The organism is Mesorhizobium sp. WSM4808, from assembly GCF_055811675.1.
This window is the reverse complement of sequence record NZ_JBVVQX010000001.1, coordinates 63636-87307: the sequence shown is the minus strand read 5'-3', so window position 1 is coordinate 87307 and position 23672 is coordinate 63636. Positions and strand designations below refer to the sequence as shown.

Sequence of the window (23672 nt, the reverse complement as noted above, 5' to 3'; positions counted from 1 at the left end):
CAACTGTCCCATCTTCGGTTCAGAGCAACAGAACGGAGGCTCTGAACATGGAACTCAAAGACAAGACGATCCTCATCACCGGCTCTACCGATGGCGTCGGCCGCGTCGTCGCGCAACGGCTCGGCGCCGCGGGCGCCCGTGTGCTGGTGCATGGCCGCGATGCAACGCGCGGCAAGGCTGTTGTCACCGAAATCGAAGCGACCGGCGGCAAGGCCGAGCTTCTGGTCGCCGACCTCTCCTCTCTGGCCGAAGTGCACCGGCTCGCCGAGGCGGTGCACGCAAGGACGGATCGGCTCGACATCCTCATCAACAATGCCGGCGTCGGCACGGCGGGCCAAGGCGCCAAAAGGCAGGTCAGCGCTGACGGCTACGAACTGCGCTTCGCTGTCAATTATCTCGCCGGTTTCCTGCTGACATCGGAGCTTCTGTCGTTGCTGAAGGCGAGTGCGCCGGCCCGCATCGTCAATGTCGCCTCTGCGGGGCAGCAGGCGATCGATTTCAGCGATGTCATGCTGACCCGCTCCTATGACGGCGTGCGTGCCTATTGCCAGAGCAAGCTGGCGCAGATCCTGTTCACCGTCGACCTTGCGGAGCAGCTGAAAGGCACCGGCGTCACCGTCAACGCGCTGCATCCGGCGAGCTATATGAACACCACCATGGTCCGGCAAGCAGGCGTGACGCCGTGGAGCTCGGTCGAGACCGGTGCCGAGGCCATCCTCAACCTCGCCGCCTTACCCGCGCTCGACGGGAAAAGCGGCCTCTATTTCGACGGCCTGCGGGAATCCCGCGCCGATACCCAGGCCTATGACGCCAAGGCAAGGCAACGTCTGCGAGCCTTGAGCCTTGATCTCATCGGCACGGCCTCCCCCACATCGAAGGAAGACCATTCATGACCAAGACAATCGAACACACCGTCATCATCGGCGGCTCGTCCGGCATCGGCCTGGCGACGGCGCGAAAACTGCTTGGCCTGGACATGAAGGTGACCATCACCGGGCGCAACGAGGACAAACTGAAGAGCGCTTGGAAAAGCCTTGGCAGCGCTGCCGGGAAGGTTGCGTTCGACGCCGCGAAGCCGGATGAGGTCCGCCGGTTCTTCGAGAGCCTCGGACCTTTCGACCATCTGGTGCTGGCGGCCAGCGGCGGCAAGGGCCTCGGCCCCTTCCCGACGCTTGACCTGAGCGACATCGGCAGCGGCGTCGAGGAAAAGGTCCGCCCGCAGCTGTCCTGCCTGCAGGCCGCCTTGCCGACGCTGAACAAGGCCGGATCGGTCACCTTCATCTCGGCGGTGTCGGCGCAACTCGCGACGCCCGGCGTCGCCGGTATCGCCGCCATCAACGGCATGCTGTTGACTGTGGTGCCGATCCTGGCCCTGGAACTGAAGCCGCTGCGCGTCAATGTCGTGGCGCCGGGCGTCATCGACACGCCCTGGTGGGATTTTCTGGCCGAAGAGCAGAGGCAAACGATCTTTGCCGACTATGCCGGCAAGACCCCGGTCGGCCGCGTCGGTCGGGCCGAAGACGTGGCCGACGCAATCGCCTTCCTCGTCTCCAACGGCTTCATGACCGGCCAGGTGCTGACCTGCGATGGCGGACTGCGATTTGCGGCATAGGAACAGCGACTATCGGGCTCCAACGGGACCTTAATTGGCCTTCTTTGGAACGCGGTCGTTCTCGTCCGCGGGCCTGTCGCCTGCCGGTTTTGCCGAAACAGGCTTTTCCGGCACATGGGAATAGTCAGATGTATCCGCCCCATACATCTTGTTGTCGATCGCCTCTTGCCAGCTGTAGTCCGCGTCGGACGGTGAAACGTCGGCGATCTCATGGCGGGAGGAGCGAGCGTGAAGCCAGGTCGGGGTGATCTCTCGAACCAATTGTGCAAAGCGTCCCATCGAAACCGTTCCTTTCCTTGTCCTTTCCAGGAGGCGCGATCACGGTTGCGTCGGCTGCACCTAGAGTTGACCTCTCAGCCAGGCCAGCGTCTCGGCAACGCCGGCCAGCCCGTACTGCGCGGTGGTTTGCGCCGGTGGTTTGACCCGTATCGATATGCCGCCGGCATCATTGATCGTTTCGAAGCCGTTTTCGTCCGAGGTGTCGTCGCCCAGGAAGACCGGGCGGCGACCTGTGAATGGCGCAATCTCCATGAAACGCCGGATCGCAGCGCCCTTGGCCGCCTCCAGCGGCAGCAATTCCACGCCGGCGTTGCCGGCAACCACCCGGTAGCCCTTTGGCAGGCCGGCCAGCGCCTGCTCGACAAGCTGCGTCGCGCGCGGAAGCAGATGCGGGGCGGCGCGCGTGTGGATGGCCAGCACCCGTCCCTTGCGCTCGATATACGCCCCACGACCGAGTTCGGCCTCGATCTCGTCGGCAAGGGCTGCGATATCCGCCGGCTCGTCCGCGATCTCGACGTCGTCGTCCGGCAGGAGCCGATGTTCCAGGCCATAGAGCCCGGCGGCGCGCAGTTTCAAAGGCTGAAACAGATGATCGACGGCCGAAACGGACCGGCCCGTGATGAACGCCAACGCCCCGTTCAGCTTGCGGTCCAGGCCTTGCAGCAAGGAGCGAAGCTCGTCGCTGACCGAGACTGCGTCCGGGTGCTCGGCATGTTCCAGCAACGTGCCGTCGATGTCGAGGAACAATGCCCACTCGCCGGCCAGCACAGGCTGCGGTTTCTCCATGACGGCCTGCGGCTTTTGCAGGGTCTCGCCAGTCATCTTCTGCAGCGTATCGCTCATGACATCGCCATCCGTCTGCGCTCGAAGATGGAGACGACATTGTCGACGCTGGGCGGCGGGTCGCCGGCGGCACCGGTTACCCGATCGAGGTCTCCGCGCTTGCGCAAACGCGCCGCATCCAGAAGCATGCTGCCGGCCCAGCGATAGACGTTGTTGTTGCGGATCGTCTCGCGCATGGGTCGCATGCGCTCGCGCTGTTCTTCGGGCGCCATGGTCAATGCCTGCAACAGCGCTCCGCTCATCATGGCGGCATCGTAAGGGTTGACGATCAGCGCCTCCAGCAATTCGCGCGAGGCGCCGGCGAAGGTGCTGAGCATCAAAACACCCTGCTCGTCGTCGCGCGCGGCGACGAATTCCTTTGCGACGAGGTTCATGCCGTCATGCAGGCTGGTGACCATGCATATGTCGGCGGCCCGATAGATCTCGTAAACCTGTTCTTGCGAGTGATGTTCGGCCACCATGATCACCGGCCTGTAGCCCTCGCTGCCATAACGCCGGTTGAGCTCTTCGGCATAACGGTGGCACTCGTCATGGAGCAGCTTGTAGGCCGGCAGCGTGCCGCGGCTGGGTGCCGCGACCTGCAGGAAGACAAGTTTTCCGATCCATTCAGGCTGTCGCTTGAACAATTCGTTCAAAGCGTGAAACCGATCAAGAATGCCTTTGGTGTAATCGAGGCGCTCGACTCCGACGGCCAGCTTCACATCCGCTTTGAGACCGAACCTCTCGCGCATGCGAGCGCGGCAATCGTCGACATCGGGAAGTTTCGCCAGCAGGTCCGCCGGCCATTCTATCGAGATGGGATAGGCGTGCACCAATGTGGTCCGTCCGCCGTAGGAGATGGCCGCATCGGCCCGCTCGATGCGGCTTTCCAGGAAGCGATCGACGCTTTCGGTGAAATTGTTGGCGTGGAACTGGGTGTGGAAGCCGATGATCGAACTGCCGAGCAGCCCCTCGAGGATGCGTTCGCGCCAGGGACAGATGCTGTACACTTCCGAATTCGGCCACGGGATATGCCAGAAAGTGATGACGATCGCCTCCGGCAGGCGCTCGCGGATCATGCGCGGCAGCAGCGCGAAATGGTAGTCCTGGACCAGCACGATCGGCCGCTCGTTGCGGGCCTCGGCAACCACCGTATCGGCAAACTTGCGGTTGACGGCTTCATAGGCAGCCCAGTCGGAGGCGCGAAAAATCGGCCGGGTGAAGGCGATATGGCAAAGCGGCCAAAGGCCCTCATTGGCGAAACCGAGATAATAGCCCTGGTGCTCTTCCTCCGTCAGCCAGACCCGGCGCAACGTGTAGGACGGGTTGCCAGGCGGCACCTGCACACGATCGTGGTTGTCGACGGTGAGGCGGTCCGCCGTTCCGCCGCCATAGGCGATCCAGGTGCCGGCACAGGCGCGGGTAATGGGCTCGAGCGCCGACACCAGTCCGCTGGCCGGGACGAGCAACTCGACGCCGTCGCCCTTCACATTGTGGATGTACGGTTCGCGATTGGACACCACGATGACCTGCGCATCGGGCAGATCGTCGGCCAGGATCTTGCGCAATGTTTCGGGCGACCAGGTCACCAGCGCGGCATCGGCCGATTGGCCATTCTTTTCGAACTCCCGTATCACCTTGCGCGCGGCTTCCGCGGCCACATCTTCGCCTGCCGTATGTGCGACCGCGGGTGGATGACGGCGACGGTGCCGCGATATGGAGAGGAAAACGGCAAAAGCGGAAAAACCGAGGCTCGCGAAGATCAGAACCCAGAGCAGGTCCGCACCGTAGTTTGTCATTGAATGTCAACTCACCCCGGCCGTCGGCGACCGTTTGTTCGTGTTCCCGTTTGAAATGGTCCGCCGACCACGTGGTCAGCGTTCGGACCTGTATTTTTGCAACGCACAAAGCTCGGATCGGTTCCGGCAATTTTGTTCGGATCATGTCCTTACGATGAGCGGCACCAGCCCTTCATGGCGGTCGGCAAGGAAAGCGACGACCCGGTCACCGACGCGCTGGAAGGTGAGATCGACGACCCGGTCGCCGACGCCCAGGTGCCGCAGTGTCAGCGTGTCGATGCCGATCGGCAGTCTCGGGCGGGTGACGCGGATTTCGCCATCCCAGCCGTCGATCTCCAGGCCAAGGCAGGCCTGCATCAGCATGAAGGCGGATCCCGCCGACCACGCTTGCGGCAGGCAAGCGACGGGATAGGCGATGGGTGCTTCGCCCGGCGCGCGTGTAAACCCGCAGAACAGTTCGGGCAGCCGCATGTTGAAATGGACCGCGGATTCGAATGTGCCGCTCATCAGGCGAACCACGCTTTCACGCTCGCCATAATGCGCCAGGCCGGCACCGCATATGGCGGTGTCGTGCGGCCAGATCGAGCCATTGTGGTACGACATCGGGTTAAAGAACACCGCATCGTCGGCAAGCGTCCTCAGCCCCCAGCCGGAATGGAAGGAGGCGGAAAGCAGCTGGTCGGCGACCATCTGGGCCCGCGCCGGCTCAGGCAATCCGACAAAGAGCAGATGCCCGGCATTCGAGGTCCGCACCTTGCAGGGCTCGCCGGCACCGTCGATCGCGAGGGCATAGAAGCCGAGATCGTCAAGCCAGAAATCGCGTTCCACCGCCACCCGCATCGCCTCGGCGCGGTCCTCCCAGTGATCGGCTTTGTCGTCCTCGCCACGGCGGCGGGCAAGCTTGGCCAGCCCGCGGAAGGCGGCAAAGACATAGCCCTGCACTTCGACCAGGGCTATCGGGCCCTTGGGAATGCGGCCATCGGCATGGAAGACCGAATCGAAACTGTCCTTCCATCCCTGGTTTGCGAGGCCGGACTCGGCCGCTCGCTGGTAAGTCACGAATCCGGTCTCCCGGCCCGCCTCCGCCGTCCATTCGGCCGCCGCGCACAGCGAAGGCCACAGGCCGTCGATGAACGCCATGTCACCGGTACGATCGGCGTAGGCGCAAGCAAGATAGATGTAGAGCGGTGTCGTATCGACGCCACCGTAGTAGCGGCCGAAGGGAAGCTCCCGCAGCGCCACCATTTCGCCTTTGCGGGTCTCGTGCATGATCTTGCCCGGCTGCGAATCGCTGAACGGCGATGTCTCGGTCGCCTGATGCTGGGCCAGAAAGGCCAACACGCCCCGCGCCAGGCCGGGATTGAGCCACAGCATCTGCAGCGCCGAGATGACGCCGTCACGACCGAACGCCGTCGAGAACCAGGGGATGCCGGCATAGGGATAGGGGCCGGTCGCCAGTTCGGTAGTCAGCAGCGCGACGTCGGCGCGGGCGCGCTCGACCCAGTCGTTGAAGACGCGGCCGGAGCTGCGCACCGTCGCGCCATGACGACGTTTGGCCCGCATGCCAAAGCGGGCGCGTGCGGCAGCGGCGCGGAACCGGTCGCGGTCGGGCTTGTCGGCCACCTCGGGACCGACCTCGACATAGAGCACCTTCCTGCTGCGCTTGGTCACGGCGATCAGGAAATCGGCACGGTTGGCTGTCAGTTGGTCCGGCGCCTGCGAGAACGATATCGCAGAGAGGCGGGCCAGGCCATCGAGCCCGTCATAGCGCAGCAGGACCGACGTCGCGTCTGTTTCGGCGGCATGGGCCAGCCCGCGCTTCAGCCGTGTCGACCCCCGCACTTCGAACATGTCGCGGAAATCGGCGGAATAGTGCAGGGAAACGTTGATCGTCGAATGTTCCCGGCTGTAATTGGAAAGCGTGATGCGTTCGAACAGCCTGTCCTGCCAGAGCAGTCTGACGCGTTCGATGTGGATGGCTCCCTGCGGGATGTCGCGTCCGCCGGCGCTCTGTATCGGCAGATTGGTCAAATTGGTGGTGAACAGCACATTGTCCTGGCTGAGCGAGGCGCCGAGCAGCGATGTCTGCCTGCCGCCGACGGTCAGCCGGAACTCGGAAAGAACCCGTGTGTCGTCGCGAAAGAAACCGTCGCCGGCTCCACGTATGTCGCCATAGGCGTCGGCAACCGCGAAGCAATCGCCCTGCTTGAGCGCAAACAGCCGATGCGGCTCGCGAGGGGCGGTGGCGTCGAGCGATGCAAGCGCAACCGCGGGATCGAGCTGGCGCTCATCGAGTTGGGCCATTCGTCAAAGATCCCTGTTGTTTCGTTGTCGTGGCTCGAGCACGTCGTTGCTCAAGACGCCTTCGCCTCGGTCGGCACGCCGATCAGGCGTGCATAGGCGGCCAGATAGTCGCCGGCCATTCTTCGAGCGGAAAAACGCTTTTCAAAAACGGCCCTCACCTTGCGCCTGTCGAGTTGCAGCAGATCAGGCACCGCGGCGACCGCGCCATCCATCGTGTCAGCGATGAAACCGGTGACGCCTTGATCGATGATCTCGGACAGCGCACCGCAATTCCAGGCGATCACCGGCGTACCGCAAGCCATGGCCTCGATGGCGGCGAGCCCGAACGGCTCCGGCCAGTCGATCGGGAACAGCAGGCCGGCCGCCTTGCCGAGAAATTCCGCCTTCTGGTCCTCCTCGATCTCGCCGACATAGACGATGCGATCGCCGTCGATCAACGGTTCGACCACCTCGTGGAAATAGGCGCGGTCGTCGTCGCCGATCTTTGCCGCAAGCTTCAGCTTGAGCCCCGACCGCAAGGCGATCTCGATGGCGCGGTCCGGGCGCTTGTCGCGTGAGAACCGGCCGAGGAAGGCAAGGTAGGGTTCTTCCGCCGTCGTCTCGAAAGTCGGTTCGTAGAGAGTGGTCGGCAGCCCGTGATGGATCGTCGCCAGCCAATTGGCCTTGGCAAGGCCCGCCTTCTGGCTGTGCGAAATGGAAATCAGGGGAAAACGCGGAAACCGTTCATAGGCCGGCGCCAGGTCCACATAATCCAGCCTGCCATGCGGCGTCGTCACCGTGCGGTCGGCGAGATCCTCGAAGAAGGAAAAGTGCAGGAAATGGCTGAGGTGGAGGTGGATGACATCGAACTCCGACGCCCGGTCCCTCACCTGCGCAAGCATCGAAAGATGCGCAGCGATCTCGGACTTGAGCGGACGCGGATCGAGGCGCAGCGCGCGTTCCCGGCTGGCTACCAGCGTCGCGGAAGTCTGGCTGTCGCCACTGGCGAACAGCGTCACCTCATGGCCCAGATCGACCAGCGCTTCGGTTAGATACGAGACGATGCGCTCGGTGCCGCCATAGAGCCTTGGCGGCACCGATTCATAAAGCGGCGCGACATGGGCGATTTTCATATTCCATCCTGGATGCTGGGCATGCAGGTGTGAAATGCGTCAACGCCTCGATTGGTTCCGATTTTATGATCGAGCCGTCGGCACCAGAGGCCGCAGTCGGCATGCAACTGTGCGTCAAACGGATTGCGCGATCAGGGTCAGAAAGCCACCGCTCAGGGCGACATTGCCGACGAAGCCATTGATGCGGGACGCACGATCCGGGCCCTGATGGTCCCAAAAATTGTGGAACATCGGCGTGGCGACTATGAGGAACACCAGCAGCACCGCGGCCGCGAGTGCCGTCCACAATCCTGCGATGACCAGCGCGCCGGCGGCGATCTGAAGCACGATACCGAGCCACAGCGCCAATCTTGCCTGCGGCACACCGCGCGCGGCCATCATATGGGTCAGGAAGGCCGCGTTCTGGATGTTGCGCAGGCCGGCGAAGACGAAGGCGCCGCCGAGCAACAGGCGAGCGAGAAACAACAAGGTTGAAGGCAAATCGGCAGGCATCAAACGCTCCCTTGAAAAGTGGAGCGCCGCCTTTCGACGGCGCTCCCAACATAACTGGACAATCAGGCGGCCTTGGCCGCCGGCATCGGGTGAATGGCCTGGAACGGAATGCACAGCCGGTTCCAGGTGTTGATCATGCCGAGCGCAACGGACAGCTTGACCAATTCCTCTTCCGAGAAATGCTCGAGCGTCTTTGCATAGAGCTCGTCCGGCACGCCATTGTTGGCGATCAGGGTGACGGCCTCGGTCCAGGCAAGGGCGGCGCGTTCGCGCAGGGAAAACAGCGGCGATTCCTTCCAGGCTGAAACCAGGTAGAGCCGCTGCTCGGTCTCGCCGTCGCGCCTCGCCTCGCGGCTGTGCATCTCGACGCAGTACGAGCAGCCATTGATCTGCGATGCCCTGAGCTTGATCAGGTGCAGCAGGCTAACCTCGAGCCCGCATTCGTCCACCGCCTTGTTGAGCGCCGACACGGCCTTCATGATCTCCGGCGCCTTGGCGAAAAATTGCAGCCTCTGTTTCATCTTCTTGTCCTTTCATGTCTGCTTGGATTTTGGGTCTGCGGGGTTAACTGGATTTCTGCGGCCGCTGGTGGCGCTCGACGAAGGCGCAGCTCGCGGCAAGTGACCTGGGATCGCCTTCTGCCGCATAGGTGGCCACGATATCGGACAGCTTGGTCTCGGCGAGCGCGGCGCGATAGGCGCGCTCGGCCTTCAGCATCGCCGCGTTGATGCCGCAGGGTTTGACATAGGCTGAAGCATCGAGCTTCACCGGACCGCGCTGGCGGATCTCGCCGCAACGGAAGGCCGGCTCGCGGCCCTCGACGGCCAGCACGATGTCGAGCAGCGTGATGCGCTCGGCCGGCCGCGCCAGCCGATAGCCACCGGCAGGCCCGGGCACCGATTCCAGGATGCGCGCGGCGCTCAGCATGTTGAGATGCTTCAGCAGATAGCTAGGCGACAGGCCAAAGGCCTCGGCGAGAGCAGCGCCAGGCATGGTGCTGTTCCCCTCCACACTCGCCAGCGTGGCAGCGCAATGGATGGCTGCCTCAACGCCCTCGCCCAGCTTCATTGGATCGGCTCCTTATCGTGGATACATAGTATCGTGGATAATTATTATCTGCAATAGGAAAATGCAGAGTCGTCCGCTTTCGAAAAAAGGAATACGTTGGCGGTTGGCGAAATCGGCGATGCCAGCGTCTTTCTCCCCGTCACTATACGGGGAGAAGAGACGCTGCTGCGCCCTCGGCGCTCTTCTCGTGACGTGTCCCTATTCCGCAGCCACCTTGGCCATCGGATTGTTCGGGTGTGTCGTCCAGTTGGCATAGACCGGCGATACCGGCATGCCGGTGCGCTGGTCCGTCACGCCTGCCGCCAGCGGTTCCATGATGATGCAGTTCTCGACCGGGCAGACATTGACGCAGAGATTGCAGCCGACGCATTCGGCCTCGATCACCTCGAAGTGCCTGATACCGTCGACCATGCTGGTGATCGCCTGGTGCGAAGTGTCCTCGCAGGCGATATGGCAGCGGCCGCATTTGATGCAGGCATCCTGGTCGATACGCGCCTTGGCGACGTAGTTCAGGTTGAGATACTGCCAATCGGTCACATTGGGCGTGGCGCGGCCGACGATGTCGTTGAGCGAGGCGTGCCCCTTCTCGTCCATCCAGTTTTCGAGGCCCGCAATCATTTCCTGCACGATCTTGAAGCCATAGGTCATCGCCGCCGTGCACACCTGCACATTGCCGGCGCCGAGCGCCATGAATTCGGCCGCGTCACGCCAGGTGGTGATGCCGCCGATGCCGGAGATCGGCAGGCCGCGGGTTTCGGGATCGCGCGCGATCTCGGCCACCATGTTCATGGCGATCGGCTTCACCGCCGGGCCGCAATAGCCGCCATGCGAGCCCTTGCCGTCGATTGTCGGCTGCGGCGCGAAGCTGTCGAGGTCGACACCGGTGATTGAATTGATGGTGTTGATCAGCGACACCGCGTCGGTGCCGCCGGCATGTGCCGCCCGTGCGGGCTTGCGCACATCGGTGATGTTGGGCGTCAGCTTGGTGATGACGGGCATGCGGGTGTTCTGCTTGCACCAGCGCACCACCATTTGGATATATTCCGGCACCTGGCCGACAGCCGCGCCCATACCGCGCTCCGACATGCCGTGCGGGCAGCCGAAATTGAGCTCGATGCCGTCGGCTTCGGTCTCCTCGACCACCGGCAGGATCGCCTTCCAGGCCTCCTCGACGCAAGGCACCATCAGCGAGACGACGATGGCGCGGTCGGGCCAGTCCTTCTTGACCTGCTTGATCTCGCGCAAATTGACCTGCAGGTCGCGGTCGGTGATCAGCTCGATGTTGTTGAGGCCGAGCAGTCGGCGGTCGGCGCCCCAGATCGCGCCATAGCGCGGGCCGTTGACGTTGACCACCGGTGGGCCTTCCTCGCCCAGCGTCTTCCACACCACGCCGCCCCAGCCGGCCTTGAAGGCGCGGATGACGTTGTAGGCCTTGTCGGTCGGCGGCGCCGAGGCAAGCCAGAACGGATTGGGCGACTTGATGCCGACGAAATTGTTTCTGATATCAGCCATGCTCATGCCCTCCCGTTCGAGGTCAGTGCCCGATTGATGCTCTCCGCAGCGTCGCGGCCCTGCGCGACCGCCGAGACGGTGAGGTCGTCGCCACCGAAGATGCAGTCGCCGCCGGCCCAGACCCTGGCAAGCGACGTGCGCCCTTCCGCATCCACCTTGATGCGGCCGGCTTCAAGATCGATCGATGCACCGCTGCCGTTGAGGGCTGCCGGCACAAAACTCTGTCCGATCGCCTTGAACACCTGGTCGGCAACGAGCGTCAGCGTCTCGCCGGTGCCGGCAAGCCTGTCGCCATTCATGGCGGTGTATTCGAGTTCGATGCCCGACACTTTGCCGCCCTCGGCGATCACCCGCTTCGGCTGCAGCCAGTGGCGGATGGTGACGCCATTGGCGGCGGCCAGATCCTGCTCGAACTCGGACGCATTCATGTGCTCCTGGCCGCGCCGGTAGCAGATCGTCACCTCCTCGGCGCCGAGCAGCTTCGACTGCACGGCCGCGTCGATGGCCGTCATGCCGCCACCGATGACGACGACGCGGCGGCCAACCGGCAGGCCGGAAAGGTCGCTGGCCTGGCGCAGCTCGGCAATGAACTCGACCGCGTTGATGACGCCGTCGGCGTCCTCGCCATCGGCACGCAGCGCATTGACGCCGCCAAGGCCCATGCCGAGAAACACCGCATCGTAATTGCGGATCAGATCCGACAGCTGATAGTCGCGGCCGAGGGCCTTGCCGTTCTGGATGTCGATGCCGCCGATCGCGGTCACGTAGTCGACTTCGGCCTGGGCGAAATCGTCGACACTCTTGTAGGCGGCGATGCCGTATTCGTTGAGGCCACCGGCCTTCGCGCGCGCCTCCAGAATGGTCACGTCATGGCCGTGGCGGGCGAGCCGGTGCGCGGCGGCAAGGCCGGCCGGCCCGGCGCCGACCACGGCGACAGTCTTGCCGGTTGGCTCGGCGCGCGGATAAAACTGCTTGTTCTCGCTCATGGCGACATCGGTGGCATAGCGCTGCAGGCGGCCGATCTGCACCGGCTTGCCTTCCGCCACTTCGCGCACGCAGACTTCTTCGCACAGCGTTTCGGTCGGGCAGACGCGGGCGCACATGCCGCCCAATATGTTCTGGTCGAAGATGGTCTTGGCCGAACCGATCGGATTGCCGGTCGAGATCTGGCGGATGAACAGCGGAATGTCGATCGAGGTCGGGCATGCGTTCATGCACGGCGCGTCGTAGCAGAAATAACAGCGGTCGGATTCGACCAGCGCCTCGTGGTGATCGAGCGGCGGATGCAGGTCGGAAAAATTATCCGCATACTGGTCGGCCGAGAGCCTGCCGCCCGCAATGCCTTCCCTGAATTGGCCTTCTGGCATCGTCAGTTCCCCCATGTTTTCTTTTGGGGAAGGCTAGCACGTTTTATTTTTTTATCAATTGGTCAATTTTCGGCGCAAGTCTCTGAAAAGGCTGGATAATAACATGATTTTTTTACTCATGTTATCGGAGCCGAGGCTGCTTTTACAGTGCGAGCGAATGGCCGGGTTCAAGCTTTCAGCCATGAATGGTCTTGACCTCCTCTGCGACCAGCTGCTGCAGTCGCCACAGATTGCGGTCATGGATGCCGAACCCTCGAGGTGGCTGACCGTGTTGTAGAGATATTCGGCGCCGGATCCGATATGCCCGCAGGCTCTGGCCAGCACGCTCGCCACTCTGTCCAACGGCTGGTTCAGCGACGTTCCCCTGCCCTTCACGCCGACCCAGAAGCCGAGCGCGCGCAGCTTACCTTGCGGCGTATGGACCGGCAGCCAGCGGACCGTCTCGATGCTTTCGTGGTCGCTGATCTCGCGCCGCAGCAGCCTTTCGATCTGCGCCGGCTTCTCGCCCTCCGGCAAGCGATAGATCACGCCGTTGCAGCGTCCGCCCCGCTCGAGCGCCATCATCAATCCAGGCTGCTCGGCGCTGCCGCGCCACCGCACCATGTCGAGGCAGAAGGACCGGTGCCAGCCAAAGGCCGTGGCGAGTTGTTGCTCAACCGACTCGAATTCCGGCTTCCAGATCAGCGACCCATAGGCGAACACCCATAGTGGTCCCTCATCGGCTTCATTGGACAGCCGCAAGGCAAGGTCTCGAAAGTCCTCGTCGTTCATGTCTGTCCAGCTCGGGTCCGGGCCGGGATCGGCCTCCTCCCGATGGCACAGTGCGACAAGCTCGGGCGTGAGCGACATCAAGCGCATGAACGACAACTCTTCATAGCCGTAGAGAAATCGAAAACCGCTGGGTGCGCAACCAGGGAACGCTTGGCACACACACCCATTGTTTTCCGGGCGGTGTCGGATTCCCGTCGTGAGGATCGTCCTATGATGGACGACGATCACGTATGAAAGGTGAGGAGACGGAAAATGCCAAAAGCCCCGATGCCCTTCTTCTGGTACGAATTGATGACATCAGATCTCGATGCCGCCGAGGCATTCTACACCCAAGTCATCGGCTGGACGGCGCAGCCCTTCGACAAGGCGCCCGGCATGCCGCGCTATGTCGTCATGAATGTCGGCGAACGTGGCGTCGGCGGCCTGATGACCTTGCCTGAGGATGCCGCTAAGATGGGTATGCCGCCCGCCTGGCTTGGCTATATCCACACCAGGGATGCCGACGCTGCCACGGCATCGCTGGAGAAAGCCGGCGGCACCGTTCACCGCCAGCCCGACGACATTCCGGGCGTCGGCCGCTTTGCCGTCGTCGCCGATCCGCAAGGCGCGACCTTCATGTTCCTGCAGCCGAACGGTCCCGACCAGCCTGTCGTGCCGGCCGGCACGCCGGGCCACATCGGCTGGCACGAGCTTTATACGAGCGACTGGAAAGCCGCGTTCGATTTCTATTCCGAGCAGTTCGGCTGGGTCGACGCCGGCGATTTCGACATGGGCCCGATGGGCACTTACCAGACCTTTACAGCCGGCCCCGAATCCGGCGGCGGCATCATGAACAAGCCCGAGCAGATTCCGGTCCCGGTCTGGCAGTTCTATTTCAATGTTCCGGCCATCGATGCGGCGGCCAAACGGGTGACCGACAATGGCGGCAAGATCCTGATGGGGCCGATGGAGGTCCCGGGCGGCAGCTGGATCGTCCAATGCCAGGACCCGCAGGGCGCGCATTTCGCCTTGATGGCGCCGGTCCGCTGACCGCGATCAACATCGCTGAAACAAAGCGCGGGCTTTCATCGGACTACCGATGAAGGCCTCTATCCCCTGCCTGGCGCCGTCTCATTCCGGCGCCAGCACCGCGACCTTCAGCTCAGCTTTTTTCGCGCCGCTGAACTGGACGGTGGCCGGGCCCGGTGCAAGCTTGAAGCGCACGCTCTTGCGGATGCCAGGGCATGTTTTCACGCCACTATAACCCGCCGACTTGATGGCCTGGCCGTCCTGGATGACATCGATCCAGGCCTCGCCCGAGAGACTTATCTGGATGGCTCCCTCGGATGGCACCTCCACGCTGGCGACGGCGCCAAACGTGTCCGATGCCGGCGCACGTTCCGGCGCTACCGCAAAACCGGCTTTCTCTACCGGCACCAGCGCCAGGTCCGCAGCCGCACCAACCGCCAGCGCCGCTCCGGACGGCGTTGCCGGTGCTGCGGCAAACAGGGTCTGCTCCCGCGTCACCGGCCACTTGAACGCCTCACAGCCGGCGTCCTCGGCCATGGCGAAGCTGGTGCCTGCGAGGATCGCGAAAAGGCTGATGACGACTTTTTTCATGGCAAAGGCCCCCACACATTCAGGATTGTTGTACACGCATCAATACAACCATAGAGATATTAATGCAACCTCGGCGAGAAAAATTTAATGGCAATTGGGAACATCCCAATCACCGATTGTTGACGGCAGGCCATACGAAGTGAATGGTCATTCCTGGGCGATAATCTATGGCCGGGCGGATTGAAAATGGAGTCATTATGAAGCTTTTCGAAAGCCTCTCCAGATACCAGCCGCAGGCGCTCGGCGTGTTGCGCATCATGACCGCGCTGCAGTTCATCGAGCATGGCAGCCAGAAACTGTTCAACTTCCCCGTCAGCGCCGATCACCACGCCCTTTCCGGGCTGACCATGACCGCCGGCATCCTCGAATTCGCCGGCGGCATCCTGCTGGCGCTCGGCCTGTTCACGCGGCCCGTAGCCTTCCTTCTGGCCGGCGAAATGGCGATCGCCTATTTCATGGCGCACATGCCGCGCGACTTCTTCCCGGTCAACAATGGCGGCGATTCGGCGATCTCTTTCTGCTTCATCTTCCTCTATCTGGTGTTTGCCGGCGCCGGCGCCTTCGCGCTGGACAACCGCCGCAGCGCCTGACGTCTTGAAAGGGATGCGCGCTCGGGCGCGCCCTTGGAGCCACACGTTGATGGCCTGACCCTGGGCGAGATCGCACGCCTGCAATTGTACGGTTTTAACCCTACGTCCGATCTCGTTGACTCCTTCCGACTGGGAGGCATTTTTGTTTCTCATGGCCGGATGCACGCTTCAATTACTGATAGACCGCGGCACTAAGATCACGATGCATTGTGCCCATTGCAGTTACACCCAAGCGCTCGATCTTGAGTTGTTGCGCAACAGGTACGGACCGGAAGCCTCGGCAATGCCAGCTGACCTATTGCCGAAGATGAGATGCCGGGTGTGCGGCAGGCCGCACTGTGGGTCTCAGCTACGCTCCCGATCTCGCAAGCATTGCCGACATGGGCCGCAGCCTTGCTGATGCAAGGCCCGGTGATGGCCACTAGTCGCGGCTGTAGCCGCAGGCATCTCTGCGGGAGTCAGGCACGTATCCGTTCGAAATTGGCGTCGAAAAGCGGCACCGCCTGCATGCGTGCCGTATGGCGCTTGCCCAGCAGTTCGATTTCGAAGCCGTCGCTCTCATCTGCGATCTCCTTCGGCACATAGCCGACGGCGACGGACTTCTTCGAATGATGTGCATAGCCGCCCGACGTCACCCAGCCGCGCACGGCGCCATCGAACCAGATCGGCTCGTCGCCAATGACATCGGCATCGTCGGCATCGACGATAAAGGCGCGCAGGCGCAATTTGCCGCCCTGCCTGCGCTCGGCCAGCGCCGCGGCCTTGCCGATGAAATCGGCGTCCTTGCCGTAAGCAACGAAGCGGTCGAGCCCCGCTTCCAGCGGCCCGTAGATCGGCCGGTACTCGCGCCCCCATGAGCCGTAATTCTTGTCCAGCCGCAGCGCATTGAGCGCGCGCGAGCCGAACAGGCCGATGCCGAATTCCTCGCCCGCCGCCATCAGCGCTTGATAAGCGGCGCGCTGATATTCCGGCGCCACCCAGATCTCGTAGCCGAGATCGCCGGTATAGCTCACACGGCCGACCAGGCACGGCGCCATGCCGATATCCATCCGGCCAATGGCCATGAAGGAAAATGCCGCATTGGAGACATCCGAGCGCGTGGCCTTTGCCAGCACATCCCTCGCCTTCGGGCCGGCGATCGACAGGCCGGTGAGCTTCGCGCCCAGCGCCTCGATGCGGACCGATCCGTCGTCAGGCAGATGCTTCTCGAACCAGCGCATATGGTATTGCTCGGCGATGCCGGAGCCGGCGAGGAACCAGCCGTCCTCCCCGAGATTGGCCAGCGTGAAGTCGCCGATCAGCCTGCCGTCTTGCTTCAGCATCGGCGCCAGCGTCATGCGGCCGGGTTTCGGCAGTTTGCAGGCAAGCATCCGGTCGAGCCAGGCCGACGCTCCCTCGCCCGTCGCCTTGTATTTGGCGAAGCTCGAAATCTCGGACAGGCCGACGCTGTCGCGTACCGTCGCGACCTCCTTGGCGACCTGCGTAAAGTCGCTCGAGCGGCGCCACGAGAATTCGTCCTTGACGCCTTCCGGTGCGTACCACAGCGGCACTTCCAACCCATAGGCAACGCCCCATTGCGCACCCCCAGCAGACAGCAGATCATAGATCGGCGTCGTCTTCAGCGGCCGCCCGGCTGGCAGCTCCTCATTGGGGAAGCGGATCGAAAAGCGCCTGGAATAATTCTCGCGCACCTTGGCGTTGGTATAGGCCATCGTCGCCCAGTCGCCGTAGCGCGCGACATCCATCGCCCAGATGTCGGCGCCGGGATCGCCCTCGATCATCCAGTTCGACAAAGCGAGGCCGACGCCGCCGCCTTGCGAAAACCCGGCCATGACACCGCAGGCGACCCAGAAGCCCGGCAGGCCACGCACCGGCCCGACCAGCGGGTTGCCGTCCGGCGCAAAGGTGAAAGGCCCGTTGATGATCTGCTTGATGCCGGTGTTCTGGAAGGCGGGGAAATGGCGGAAGCCGACCTCCAGCGACGGCGCGATGCGGTCGATGTCCGGCTCCAGCAATTCATGGCCGAAATTCCATGGCGTCTGGTATTCGGACCACGGCTTGTTGGCCTTCTCATAGGTGCCCATCAGCATGCCGCCGCGCTCCTGGCGCAGGTAAAGCTCGCCGTCGAAATCGACCGCATGGATGATCTCGGTGCCGGTCTTGGCGTTCCAGGCGGCGACCTCAGGCATGTCCTCGGTGATCAGGTACATGTGCTCCATGGCAAGCACCGGCAGTTCCAGACCAACCATGCGGCCGACCTCGCGCGCCCACAGGCCGCCGGCATTGACGACATGCTCGGCCACCACCTCGCCCTTGTTGGTGATGACGCGCCACAACCCGTCAGGACGCCGCACGATGTCCTCGACCTTGGTGAAGCGCTCCACTTCCGCCCCAAGTTTCCGCGCGGCCTTGGCATAGGCATGGGTAACGCCTGAGGGATCGAGATGGCCGTCCTCCTTGTTCCTGACGGCGCCGACGAACTGCTTGGGATCGAGCAGCGGCATCAGCTGGGCCGCTTCGTTGGGCGAGATCTCCTCGAGCTCGATGCCGAGATAACGGCCCTTGGCGACGACGCCGCGCAGCCAGTCCAGCCGCGCCTCGGTTGCCGCCAAAAGCACGCCACCGGTCAGATGCACGCCGGTCGCCTGGCCGGAAAGCTCCTCGATCTCCTTGTAGAGGTTGATCGTGTATTTCTGCAGCTTGGCGACGTTGGGGTCGCCGTTGATGGTGTGCATGCCGCCGGCCGCGTGCCAGGTCGAGCCGGACGTCAATTCGTCGCGCTCCAGCAGGACAACATCGGTCCAGCCGTGGCGGGCGAGATGGAACAGCACGGAGCACCCGACGACGCCACCGCCAATGACCACGACCTTTGCATGCGATTTCATGAGTTTTGCTCTGTTATCAGTGAGTTGGATGGGTGAGTGGATTCAAGCTGGGAACGATCACGGCTCGCCCTGCCCGATCGCTTCCTTGCGCCTGGCCATGTAAGCCTCCAGCGCCTCGCGCACGGCGATATCCATCACCGGCTCGACATAGTCTTCCAGCGCCTTCTTCCACAGCCGCGTCGCGCGCGCCGTCGCGTCGAGCCCACCGGCTTCCTGCCAGGCCTCGTAATTCTGCCAGTTGGACAGCATCGGCTGGTAGAAGGCGGTGGCGTAGCGCTCCAGCGTGTGCGGTTCGCCGAAGAAATGGCCGCCGGTCGGCACCGCGCCCAGAGCCTCGACGGCAAGCTCCGCCTCATTGACCTCGATCGGGCGCAAGAACTCCATCATGTGCTGGATCATCTCGACGTCGATGATCAGCTTCTCGAACGACGCCGTCAGCCCGCCCTCCTGCCAGCCAGCGGCGTGGTAGACGAGGTTGCCGTGGCCGAGCACCGCGCCCCACAGCGCCATCAGCGTCTCATAGGCGCCCTGTGCATCGGCGGCGTTGGAAGCCGAGCCCGGTGTCGTGCGGTAGGGCAGCCCGTATCGCCGCGCCAGTTGCCCCGACGCAATATTGGCCTTGGTATTCTCAGGCGTGCCGAAGGCCGGCGCGCCGGACTTCATGTCGACATTCGAGGTGAAGGCGCCATACATGACCGGCGCGCCCGGACGGACAAGCTGCGTCAGCACGACGCCGAACAGCGCCTCGGCGTTCTGCTGCGCCAGCGCGCCGGCGAGCGTCACGGGGCTCATCGCCCCCATCAGCGTGAACGGCGTCACCGCCACCGACTGGCCGAATTCGGCCATGGTCATCAGTCCTTCGGCCATCATCTCGTCGAAGCGGCGCGGCGAGTTGACCGAGATGATCGTGGTGATGCCGGGATCGTCGCGCATCTGGTCGAGCGTCAGCCCGCGCGAAATCGCCATCATCTCGATGCCGTCAAGCGCCCTGCCCCGGCCGATCGCCGAGACATGGAAACTCTTGTCGGTCAGCGTCAGATTGGTGAAGTAGGTGTCGAGATGGCGGGAATTGGCCGGCAGCTCCACCGGTGCGCAGACCTGGTTGCCCAGCATGTGGATGCAGTTGAAATGCTGCGCCAGCCGGGTCAGGTCCGCATAGTCGCTCAAATTGCCGGCGCGGCGGCCGCGCTCCATATCGTGCACATTCGGCGGCCCGGCAACGAGCGTGAAATTGATGGTGTTGCCGCCCAGATGAACCGCGTTGGCCGGATTGCGCGGCGTCAACACATAGCTGGACTGCGTGGTCTTCAGCACGTCTTCGATCAGGCCGCGATCGATGCGGACATTCGCCGATGCATGATCGACCCTGGCGCCAGCCTTCTCGAACAGCGACAGCGCCCGCGGGCTCATCACCTCGATGCCGAAATTCTCCAATATGTGCATCGACGCCTGATGGATCTGCTCGATCTGGTCGGGCGACAGCATGGCCATTGGCGGATAGGGATTCGTCACCCGCCTGAGCGGCAGTTGCGGGATGGCCGACGGGCCCCTGTTGCTGGTGCGCTCGGCGCCGCGTTTGCGTCTTGGTTCGTTCATGCCCGGCATCAAAGCCCCGGCAAACCGGGCAAGCTGTCAGAAATACGCCGTTTGCGGGCGTGATTTTAGCCACGGCGGCATTTCTGCAATATCTATTTAGAGAAAGCGACGAAACACGTCGGATTACTGACACAAATTCCCTCAAGCGACTGCCTGGGCGAAGCGTTAACGGACGCTGCAAGATTCCCTTTATGATTTCGGCCTATTGCTGCGCCAATGCGTAGTTCGAGTTTTAGTAAAATTGGTGCGGTTTGCGTGCTGCTGGCGCTTTCGGCCTGCGCCACGCCGCCCAGCCACATCAACAATGTCTGTGCCGTCTTCGACCAGAATGACGGCTGGTTCGACAACTGGCAGTCGGCCGCCGAGCGCGCCCAGCAGAAATACGGCATCCCCGTTCCCGTGCTGATGGCGACGGTGCGCAAGGAATCCGGTTTCAAGAGCAATGCAAGGCCGCCGCGCACCAAACTGCTCGGTTTCATTCCGTGGAAGCATGTCTCGTCGGCCACCGGCTTTTCGCAGGCGCTGGACGGCACCTGGTCGCAATATCAGCGCGAGACCGGCAACTGGGCGGCCCGGCGGTCGAAATTCGCCGACGCCGTCGACTTTGTCGGCTGGTATCATTCCAAAACGGCAGACACGTATGGCGTCGCCCGCAACGACACCTACAACCTCTATCTCGCCTATTATCTCGGCTGGACCGCCTATGGCCGCGGCAACCGGGGCGATGCCGGCGTCCAGGGCTATGCCCGGGCCACCGACAAGATGGCGCGGGACTACGCGCAGCAACTGAGCGAGTGCGGCAACTGAACTAATTCCGGGCATGAGCATTTCAACCACCCGCTGATGGACGGCATGCCTTGCCGACTAGCGGTAAACGCTCATCGCTTCGTCATCCACGGGCGGAGCAAGGAGCGCAGCGACGCAGCGCAGACCCCTGGAGCTGCTCCGCAGCCCAAGGGATCCATGCCGCGACTTCAAATCGCCGCCGCGGGCAGAAATTGTGCTCCGCTGCGCCCTCGGCTGAGGTCGCGGCATGGATCCCGGGGTCTCCGCGACGGAGCTTCGCTCCTGCTACGCCCTAGGATGACGAAGTTTGGGGAGGCTCCAGCCAATCCCGAATGCCAGCGATGGTCCACCGAGGGAAGACATCTTGCTGCCGACAGATCCCCAACCCTGCCAAATCCTCTGTTCCAGCGCGGCTAGTCGCGAAGCGCATTGACCGTTTCGAGATCGACCATCGGCCCGCCGGGCCGCGACGAAAGCAAGGGAATGCCGTTGCGCTCCCCGCCCGCCTGCGGCGGACGCAGCGAACGGCGAACCAGATCGGAAATGACTTCGCCCACACTGCGATCCTGCTGCCGCGCCATAGCTTTGGCGGCAAGAAGGACATCGTCATCGATTGCAAGTGTCGTTCTCACAATTCGCCCTCCCTCCAAGCATCAAACATCACGCATCACATGGCGCAGCATATGAAATTGCGTGATGCCGGTCAGTTCGATTTCCTGGGCTTGCCCGGCTTTGGAGAACGGCCGGTTTCCGAAACCTCGTCGCGGACCTCGTGACGGCGGGCTTTCGAAACGGCTTCGGCCTCCTCGGCAGCCTGCCCCACCGCATCGGCTGCCGCGCTGCCCGTCTTGCCGCGCGGACGCTTCGGTGGCGTGCCGGCAAAACCGGGGCCGTCGCCATGCGGCGCGTCTTCCGGCAAACCCTCATGCGCGGCGTGTTCCTTGTCGAACTTGATCACCGGCTCCATCTTGGCCAGCACGTCGTCGGAGAGCCAGCACAGGCTCATATGGCCGCCGCCGAGATGCTTGACCGGTGGCACCTTGGTCTCGCAAAGATTGTCAGGCACCAGCTTCTTGTAGCCGCAGCGGGTCTGGAACGGGCAGCCGGACGGTGGGTTCATCGCCGAGGGAATGTCGCCCTCCAGCACGATGTGCCGCTTGACCACGCTGGTGTCAGCGATCGGGATCGCCGACAGCAGTGCCTCGGTATAGGGATGGTAGGGCGGCGCGAAGATCTGGTCGGTCGTGCCTTGCTCGACAATATAGCCGAGATACATGACCACGACGCGGTCGGCGATGTAGCGCACGACCGACAGATCATGGCTGATGAACAGCATTGTCGTCTTGTTCTTGCGCTGGATGTCCATCAGCAGTTCGGTCACCGCCGCCTGCACCGAAACGTCGAGCGCCGACACCGGCTCGTCGGCCACCACCACCTTGGCGTCGCCGGCAAAGGCGCGCGCCACGCCGATGCGCTGCTTTTGGCCGCCCGATAGCTGGCGCGGCTTGCGGGTTTCGAATGCCCGCGGCAGCTTCACCAGGTCGAGCAGCTCCAGCATGCGCTTGCGGCGATCGGCAACCGTCTTGCCGACGTTGAACTTCTCCAGCGTGCGGATGATCTGCGAACCGACCGAATGACTGGGATTGAGCGTGTCGAACGGATTCTGGAACACCATCTGGATCGACGACACCGTGTCGACGCTCCGTTTCTCGATGCCGGTCGACTGGATTTCCGTGTTGCCCAGCGTCACCGTGCCGGCACTTGCCGTCTCCAGCCCGAGCAGCACCTTGGCCAGCGTCGACTTTCCGCAGCCGGATTCGCCCACGATGGCAACCGTCTCGGATTCGCGCGCCATGAACGAGATCGTCTCGTTGGCCTTGACGACGCGGCCCTCGCTCGAGCCGAACACCTCGTTGCCGCCGACCCTGTAGTATTTTCTGAGGTCCTCGATCTTGAGCACCGGCGCACCGGGCACGACGCGCTCATTGACCTTCTTGGCGCCGGGCGGCAGCGCCTCCCAGTCGATCTCATTGAAGCGCACGCAGCGCGAGAAATGGCCTTCGTGACCAGCGACCTCGATCATCGGGATTTCGGCGGCGTTGCAGACGCCCTCGACGAAATGGTGGCAGCGCGGGCCGAAATTGCAGCCCTTGGGCCGCTCGTGCGGCAGCGGCAGTTGGCCGGGAATCGAGATCAGCGGCCGTGAGTTCTTGTCGGCGCCCGGCAGCGGGATCGAGCGGAACAGCCCTTGCGTATAGGGATGGCGCATCCGGTCGAACACATCCTTGATCTTGCCGGTCTCCACCGCCTCGCCCGAATACATCACAGTGATGCGGTCGCAGGTCTCGAGGATCAGGCCGAGATTGTGCGACACGAAAATCATCGACGTGCCGAACTTCTCGCCCAACCCCTTGACTAGGTCGACGATGCCGGCCTCCACCGTCACGTCGAGCGCCGTCGTCGGTTCGTCGAGCAAAAGCAGCGCCGGCTTCGACAGCAGCGCCATGGCGATGACGATACGCTGCTGCTGGCCGCCCGAAAGCTGGTGCGGATAGGAGCGCATCATGCGCTCGGGATCGGGCAGCTTGACCGAGCGCACCATTTCGATCGCGCGCTTATAGGCCTCTTCCTTCGACACCTTGTCGTGGATCAGCGGCACTTCCATCAACTGCTGCCCGACTTTCATCGCCGGGTTCAGGCTGGCCATCGGCTCCTGGTAGATCATCGCGATCTTGTTGCCGCGAATTGAGCGCAACTCCTCGTCGGAGAGCTCGCCCATGTCCTTGCCCTGGAACTTGATCTTGCCGCCGACGATCTTCCCGATGTTGGAGAGGTCGCGCATGATGCCGAGCGACACGGTCGACTTGCCGCAGCCGGATTCGCCGACGATGCCCATCGCCTCGCCCGGCATGACGGTGCAGGAGAAATCCATGACCGCCGGAATCTCGCCCTTGCGGGTGAAGAAGGAGATCGACAGGTTCTCGATCTCGATGATCGGCGCGTTGGCCGGCCCATTGGTTGGCGTGGCGGGATCTCGAACTGCCTCGTTCATGGGTCGCTCCAATCCTGGTTCTTCTA

The 23672-nt window shown here is 63.1% G+C and carries 20 protein-coding genes and 1 pseudogene; 5 read left to right on the top strand and 16 right to left on the bottom strand.

The window, feature by feature from the left end:
* Window positions 1-47: 47 nt before the first annotated feature.
* Together AC0L2U_RS00360 and AC0L2U_RS00355 are read left to right on the top strand one after the other, a co-directional pair.
* Window positions 48-893: an SDR family NAD(P)-dependent oxidoreductase gene (locus AC0L2U_RS00360; protein ID WP_473601267.1), complete on the top strand. Its 846-nt coding sequence runs from the start codon at window positions 48-50 to the stop codon at window positions 891-893.
* Window positions 890-1612: an SDR family oxidoreductase gene (locus AC0L2U_RS00355; protein ID WP_473601266.1), complete on the top strand. Its 723-nt coding sequence runs from the start codon at window positions 890-892 to the stop codon at window positions 1610-1612. Before AC0L2U_RS00360 ends, AC0L2U_RS00355 begins: the two co-directional genes overlap by 4 nt.
* A gap of 30 nt (window positions 1613-1642) precedes the next feature.
* On the opposite strand, the gene AC0L2U_RS00350 is transcribed toward AC0L2U_RS00355, so the two are convergent.
* From AC0L2U_RS00350 to AC0L2U_RS00300, 11 genes and pseudogenes are all read right to left on the bottom strand, one after another.
* Window positions 1643-1891: a hypothetical protein gene (locus AC0L2U_RS00350; RefSeq protein WP_473601265.1), complete on the bottom strand. Its 249-nt coding sequence runs from the start codon at window positions 1889-1891 to the stop codon at window positions 1643-1645.
* A 60-nt stretch (window positions 1892-1951) separates the two neighbouring features.
* Entirely contained in the window at window positions 1952-2677 is a 726-nt protein-coding gene (otsB, locus tag AC0L2U_RS00345; protein ID WP_473601363.1) for a trehalose-phosphatase, read from the bottom strand.
* A 53-nt stretch (window positions 2678-2730) separates the two neighbouring features.
* Window positions 2731-4512, bottom strand: coding sequence for an alpha,alpha-trehalose-phosphate synthase (UDP-forming) (locus AC0L2U_RS00340; protein WP_128309097.1), 1782 nt, complete (start codon window positions 4510-4512; stop codon window positions 2731-2733).
* A 141-nt stretch (window positions 4513-4653) separates the two neighbouring features.
* A complete protein-coding gene (locus tag AC0L2U_RS00335; protein ID WP_473601264.1) occupies window positions 4654-6816 on the bottom strand; it encodes an amylo-alpha-1,6-glucosidase in 2163 nt (720 codons plus the stop codon).
* Between the two features lie 50 nt (window positions 6817-6866).
* The gene (locus AC0L2U_RS00330) at window positions 6867-7928 is read right to left on the bottom strand and encodes a glycosyltransferase family 4 protein (RefSeq protein WP_473601263.1); all 1062 of its coding nucleotides are present in this window, start codon (window positions 7926-7928) and stop codon (window positions 6867-6869) included.
* Window positions 7929-8042: 114 nt separating this feature from the next.
* Window positions 8043-8420, bottom strand: a complete 378-nt coding sequence (locus AC0L2U_RS00325) for a DoxX family protein (RefSeq protein ID WP_473601262.1) — start codon at window positions 8418-8420, stop codon at window positions 8043-8045.
* A gap of 62 nt (window positions 8421-8482) precedes the next feature.
* Complete coding sequence (locus AC0L2U_RS00320; RefSeq protein WP_027035002.1) at window positions 8483-8941, bottom strand: carboxymuconolactone decarboxylase family protein; 459 nt, start codon at window positions 8939-8941, stop codon at window positions 8483-8485.
* Between the two features lie 43 nt (window positions 8942-8984).
* A complete protein-coding gene (locus tag AC0L2U_RS00315; protein ID WP_024501511.1) occupies window positions 8985-9488 on the bottom strand; it encodes an RrF2 family transcriptional regulator in 504 nt (167 codons plus the stop codon).
* Window positions 9489-9686: 198 nt separating this feature from the next.
* On the bottom strand, window positions 9687-11000 hold the full coding sequence (gene preA / locus AC0L2U_RS00310) for an NAD-dependent dihydropyrimidine dehydrogenase subunit PreA (protein ID WP_128289522.1): 1314 nt from the start codon (window positions 10998-11000) through the stop codon (window positions 9687-9689).
* A 2-nt stretch (window positions 11001-11002) separates the two neighbouring features.
* Window positions 11003-12367 (bottom strand): NAD(P)-dependent oxidoreductase, encoded by a 1365-nt coding sequence (locus tag AC0L2U_RS00305; RefSeq protein ID WP_127272618.1) that lies wholly within the window; start codon window positions 12365-12367, stop codon window positions 11003-11005.
* 175 nt (window positions 12368-12542) lie between these two features.
* A pseudogene (locus AC0L2U_RS00300) lies at window positions 12543-13225 on the bottom strand (gamma-glutamylcyclotransferase).
* Window positions 13226-13390: 165 nt separating this feature from the next.
* Here AC0L2U_RS00300 and AC0L2U_RS00295 point away from each other — a divergent pair.
* The gene (locus AC0L2U_RS00295) at window positions 13391-14167 is read left to right on the top strand and encodes a VOC family protein (RefSeq protein WP_127809955.1); all 777 of its coding nucleotides are present in this window, start codon (window positions 13391-13393) and stop codon (window positions 14165-14167) included.
* An 81-nt stretch (window positions 14168-14248) separates the two neighbouring features.
* Here the strand turns inward: AC0L2U_RS00295 and AC0L2U_RS00290 are convergent, their stop codons facing one another.
* Entirely contained in the window at window positions 14249-14737 is a 489-nt protein-coding gene (locus AC0L2U_RS00290; protein WP_127399239.1) for a hypothetical protein, read from the bottom strand.
* A gap of 197 nt (window positions 14738-14934) precedes the next feature.
* On the opposite strand from AC0L2U_RS00290, the gene AC0L2U_RS00285 reads away from it, so the two are divergent.
* Entirely contained in the window at window positions 14935-15327 is a 393-nt protein-coding gene (locus AC0L2U_RS00285; RefSeq protein WP_128289523.1) for a DoxX family protein, read from the top strand.
* 458 nt (window positions 15328-15785) lie between these two features.
* Here AC0L2U_RS00285 and AC0L2U_RS00280 read toward each other — a convergent pair whose 3' ends face one another.
* Together AC0L2U_RS00280 and AC0L2U_RS00275 are read right to left on the bottom strand one after the other, a co-directional pair.
* Window positions 15786-18212 carry a GcvT family protein gene (locus tag AC0L2U_RS00280; protein WP_127809954.1) on the bottom strand — a complete coding sequence of 809 codons (2427 nt, stop codon included), beginning with the start codon at window positions 18210-18212 and terminating at the stop codon, window positions 15786-15788.
* A 57-nt stretch (window positions 18213-18269) separates the two neighbouring features.
* Window positions 18270-19808, bottom strand: coding sequence for a trimethylamine methyltransferase family protein (locus AC0L2U_RS00275; RefSeq protein WP_473601261.1), 1539 nt, complete (start codon window positions 19806-19808; stop codon window positions 18270-18272).
* 216 nt (window positions 19809-20024) lie between these two features.
* Here AC0L2U_RS00275 and AC0L2U_RS00270 point away from each other — a divergent pair, with 216 nt between their 5' ends.
* A complete protein-coding gene (locus AC0L2U_RS00270; RefSeq protein ID WP_127809952.1) occupies window positions 20025-20615 on the top strand; it encodes a transglycosylase SLT domain-containing protein in 591 nt (196 codons plus the stop codon).
* Window positions 20616-21007: 392 nt separating this feature from the next.
* Here the strand turns inward: AC0L2U_RS00270 and AC0L2U_RS00265 are convergent, their stop codons facing one another.
* On the bottom strand, window positions 21008-21226 hold the full coding sequence (locus tag AC0L2U_RS00265; RefSeq protein ID WP_127270554.1) for a CopG family transcriptional regulator: 219 nt from the start codon (window positions 21224-21226) through the stop codon (window positions 21008-21010).
* A gap of 71 nt (window positions 21227-21297) precedes the next feature.
* On the bottom strand, window positions 21298-23646 hold the full coding sequence (locus AC0L2U_RS00260; protein ID WP_473601260.1) for a dipeptide ABC transporter ATP-binding protein: 2349 nt from the start codon (window positions 23644-23646) through the stop codon (window positions 21298-21300).
* Window positions 23647-23672: the final 26 nt, after the last annotated feature.

Bases quoted from the DNA above. Each gene is read 5' to 3' on its own strand.
- AC0L2U_RS00285 (WP_128289523.1), top strand. From the start codon at position 14,935: ATGAAGCTTTTCGAAAGCCTCTCCAGATACCAGCCGCAGGCGCTCGGC.
- AC0L2U_RS00335 (WP_473601264.1), bottom strand. From the start codon at position 6,816: ATGGCCCAACTCGATGAGCGCCAGCTCGATCCCGCGGTTGCGCTTGCA.
- AC0L2U_RS00360 (WP_473601267.1), top strand. From the start codon at position 48: ATGGAACTCAAAGACAAGACGATCCTCATCACCGGCTCTACCGATGGC.
- AC0L2U_RS00350 (WP_473601265.1), bottom strand. From the start codon at position 1,891: ATGGGACGCTTTGCACAATTGGTTCGAGAGATCACCCCGACCTGGCTT.
- AC0L2U_RS00305 (WP_127272618.1), bottom strand. From the start codon at position 12,367: ATGCCAGAAGGCCAATTCAGGGAAGGCATTGCGGGCGGCAGGCTCTCG.
- AC0L2U_RS00315 (WP_024501511.1), bottom strand. From the start codon at position 9,488: ATGAAGCTGGGCGAGGGCGTTGAGGCAGCCATCCATTGCGCTGCCACG.
- AC0L2U_RS00295 (WP_127809955.1), top strand. From the start codon at position 13,391: ATGCCAAAAGCCCCGATGCCCTTCTTCTGGTACGAATTGATGACATCA.
- AC0L2U_RS00280 (WP_127809954.1), bottom strand. From the start codon at position 18,212: ATGAAATCGCATGCAAAGGTCGTGGTCATTGGCGGTGGCGTCGTCGGG.
- AC0L2U_RS00275 (WP_473601261.1), bottom strand. From the start codon at position 19,808: ATGAACGAACCAAGACGCAAACGCGGCGCCGAGCGCACCAGCAACAGG.
- AC0L2U_RS00320 (WP_027035002.1), bottom strand. From the start codon at position 8,941: ATGAAACAGAGGCTGCAATTTTTCGCCAAGGCGCCGGAGATCATGAAG.
- AC0L2U_RS00325 (WP_473601262.1), bottom strand. From the start codon at position 8,420: ATGCCTGCCGATTTGCCTTCAACCTTGTTGTTTCTCGCTCGCCTGTTG.
- AC0L2U_RS00340 (WP_128309097.1), bottom strand. From the start codon at position 4,512: ATGACAAACTACGGTGCGGACCTGCTCTGGGTTCTGATCTTCGCGAGC.
- AC0L2U_RS00260 (WP_473601260.1), bottom strand. From the start codon at position 23,646: ATGAACGAGGCAGTTCGAGATCCCGCCACGCCAACCAATGGGCCGGCC.
- AC0L2U_RS00290 (WP_127399239.1), bottom strand. From the start codon at position 14,737: ATGAAAAAAGTCGTCATCAGCCTTTTCGCGATCCTCGCAGGCACCAGC.
- preA (WP_128289522.1), bottom strand. From the start codon at position 11,000: ATGGCTGATATCAGAAACAATTTCGTCGGCATCAAGTCGCCCAATCCG.
- otsB (WP_473601363.1), bottom strand. From the start codon at position 2,677: ATGGAGAAACCGCAGCCTGTGCTGGCCGGCGAGTGGGCATTGTTCCTC.
- AC0L2U_RS00270 (WP_127809952.1), top strand. From the start codon at position 20,025: ATGCGTAGTTCGAGTTTTAGTAAAATTGGTGCGGTTTGCGTGCTGCTG.
- AC0L2U_RS00355 (WP_473601266.1), top strand. From the start codon at position 890: ATGACCAAGACAATCGAACACACCGTCATCATCGGCGGCTCGTCCGGC.
- AC0L2U_RS00330 (WP_473601263.1), bottom strand. From the start codon at position 7,928: ATGAAAATCGCCCATGTCGCGCCGCTTTATGAATCGGTGCCGCCAAGG.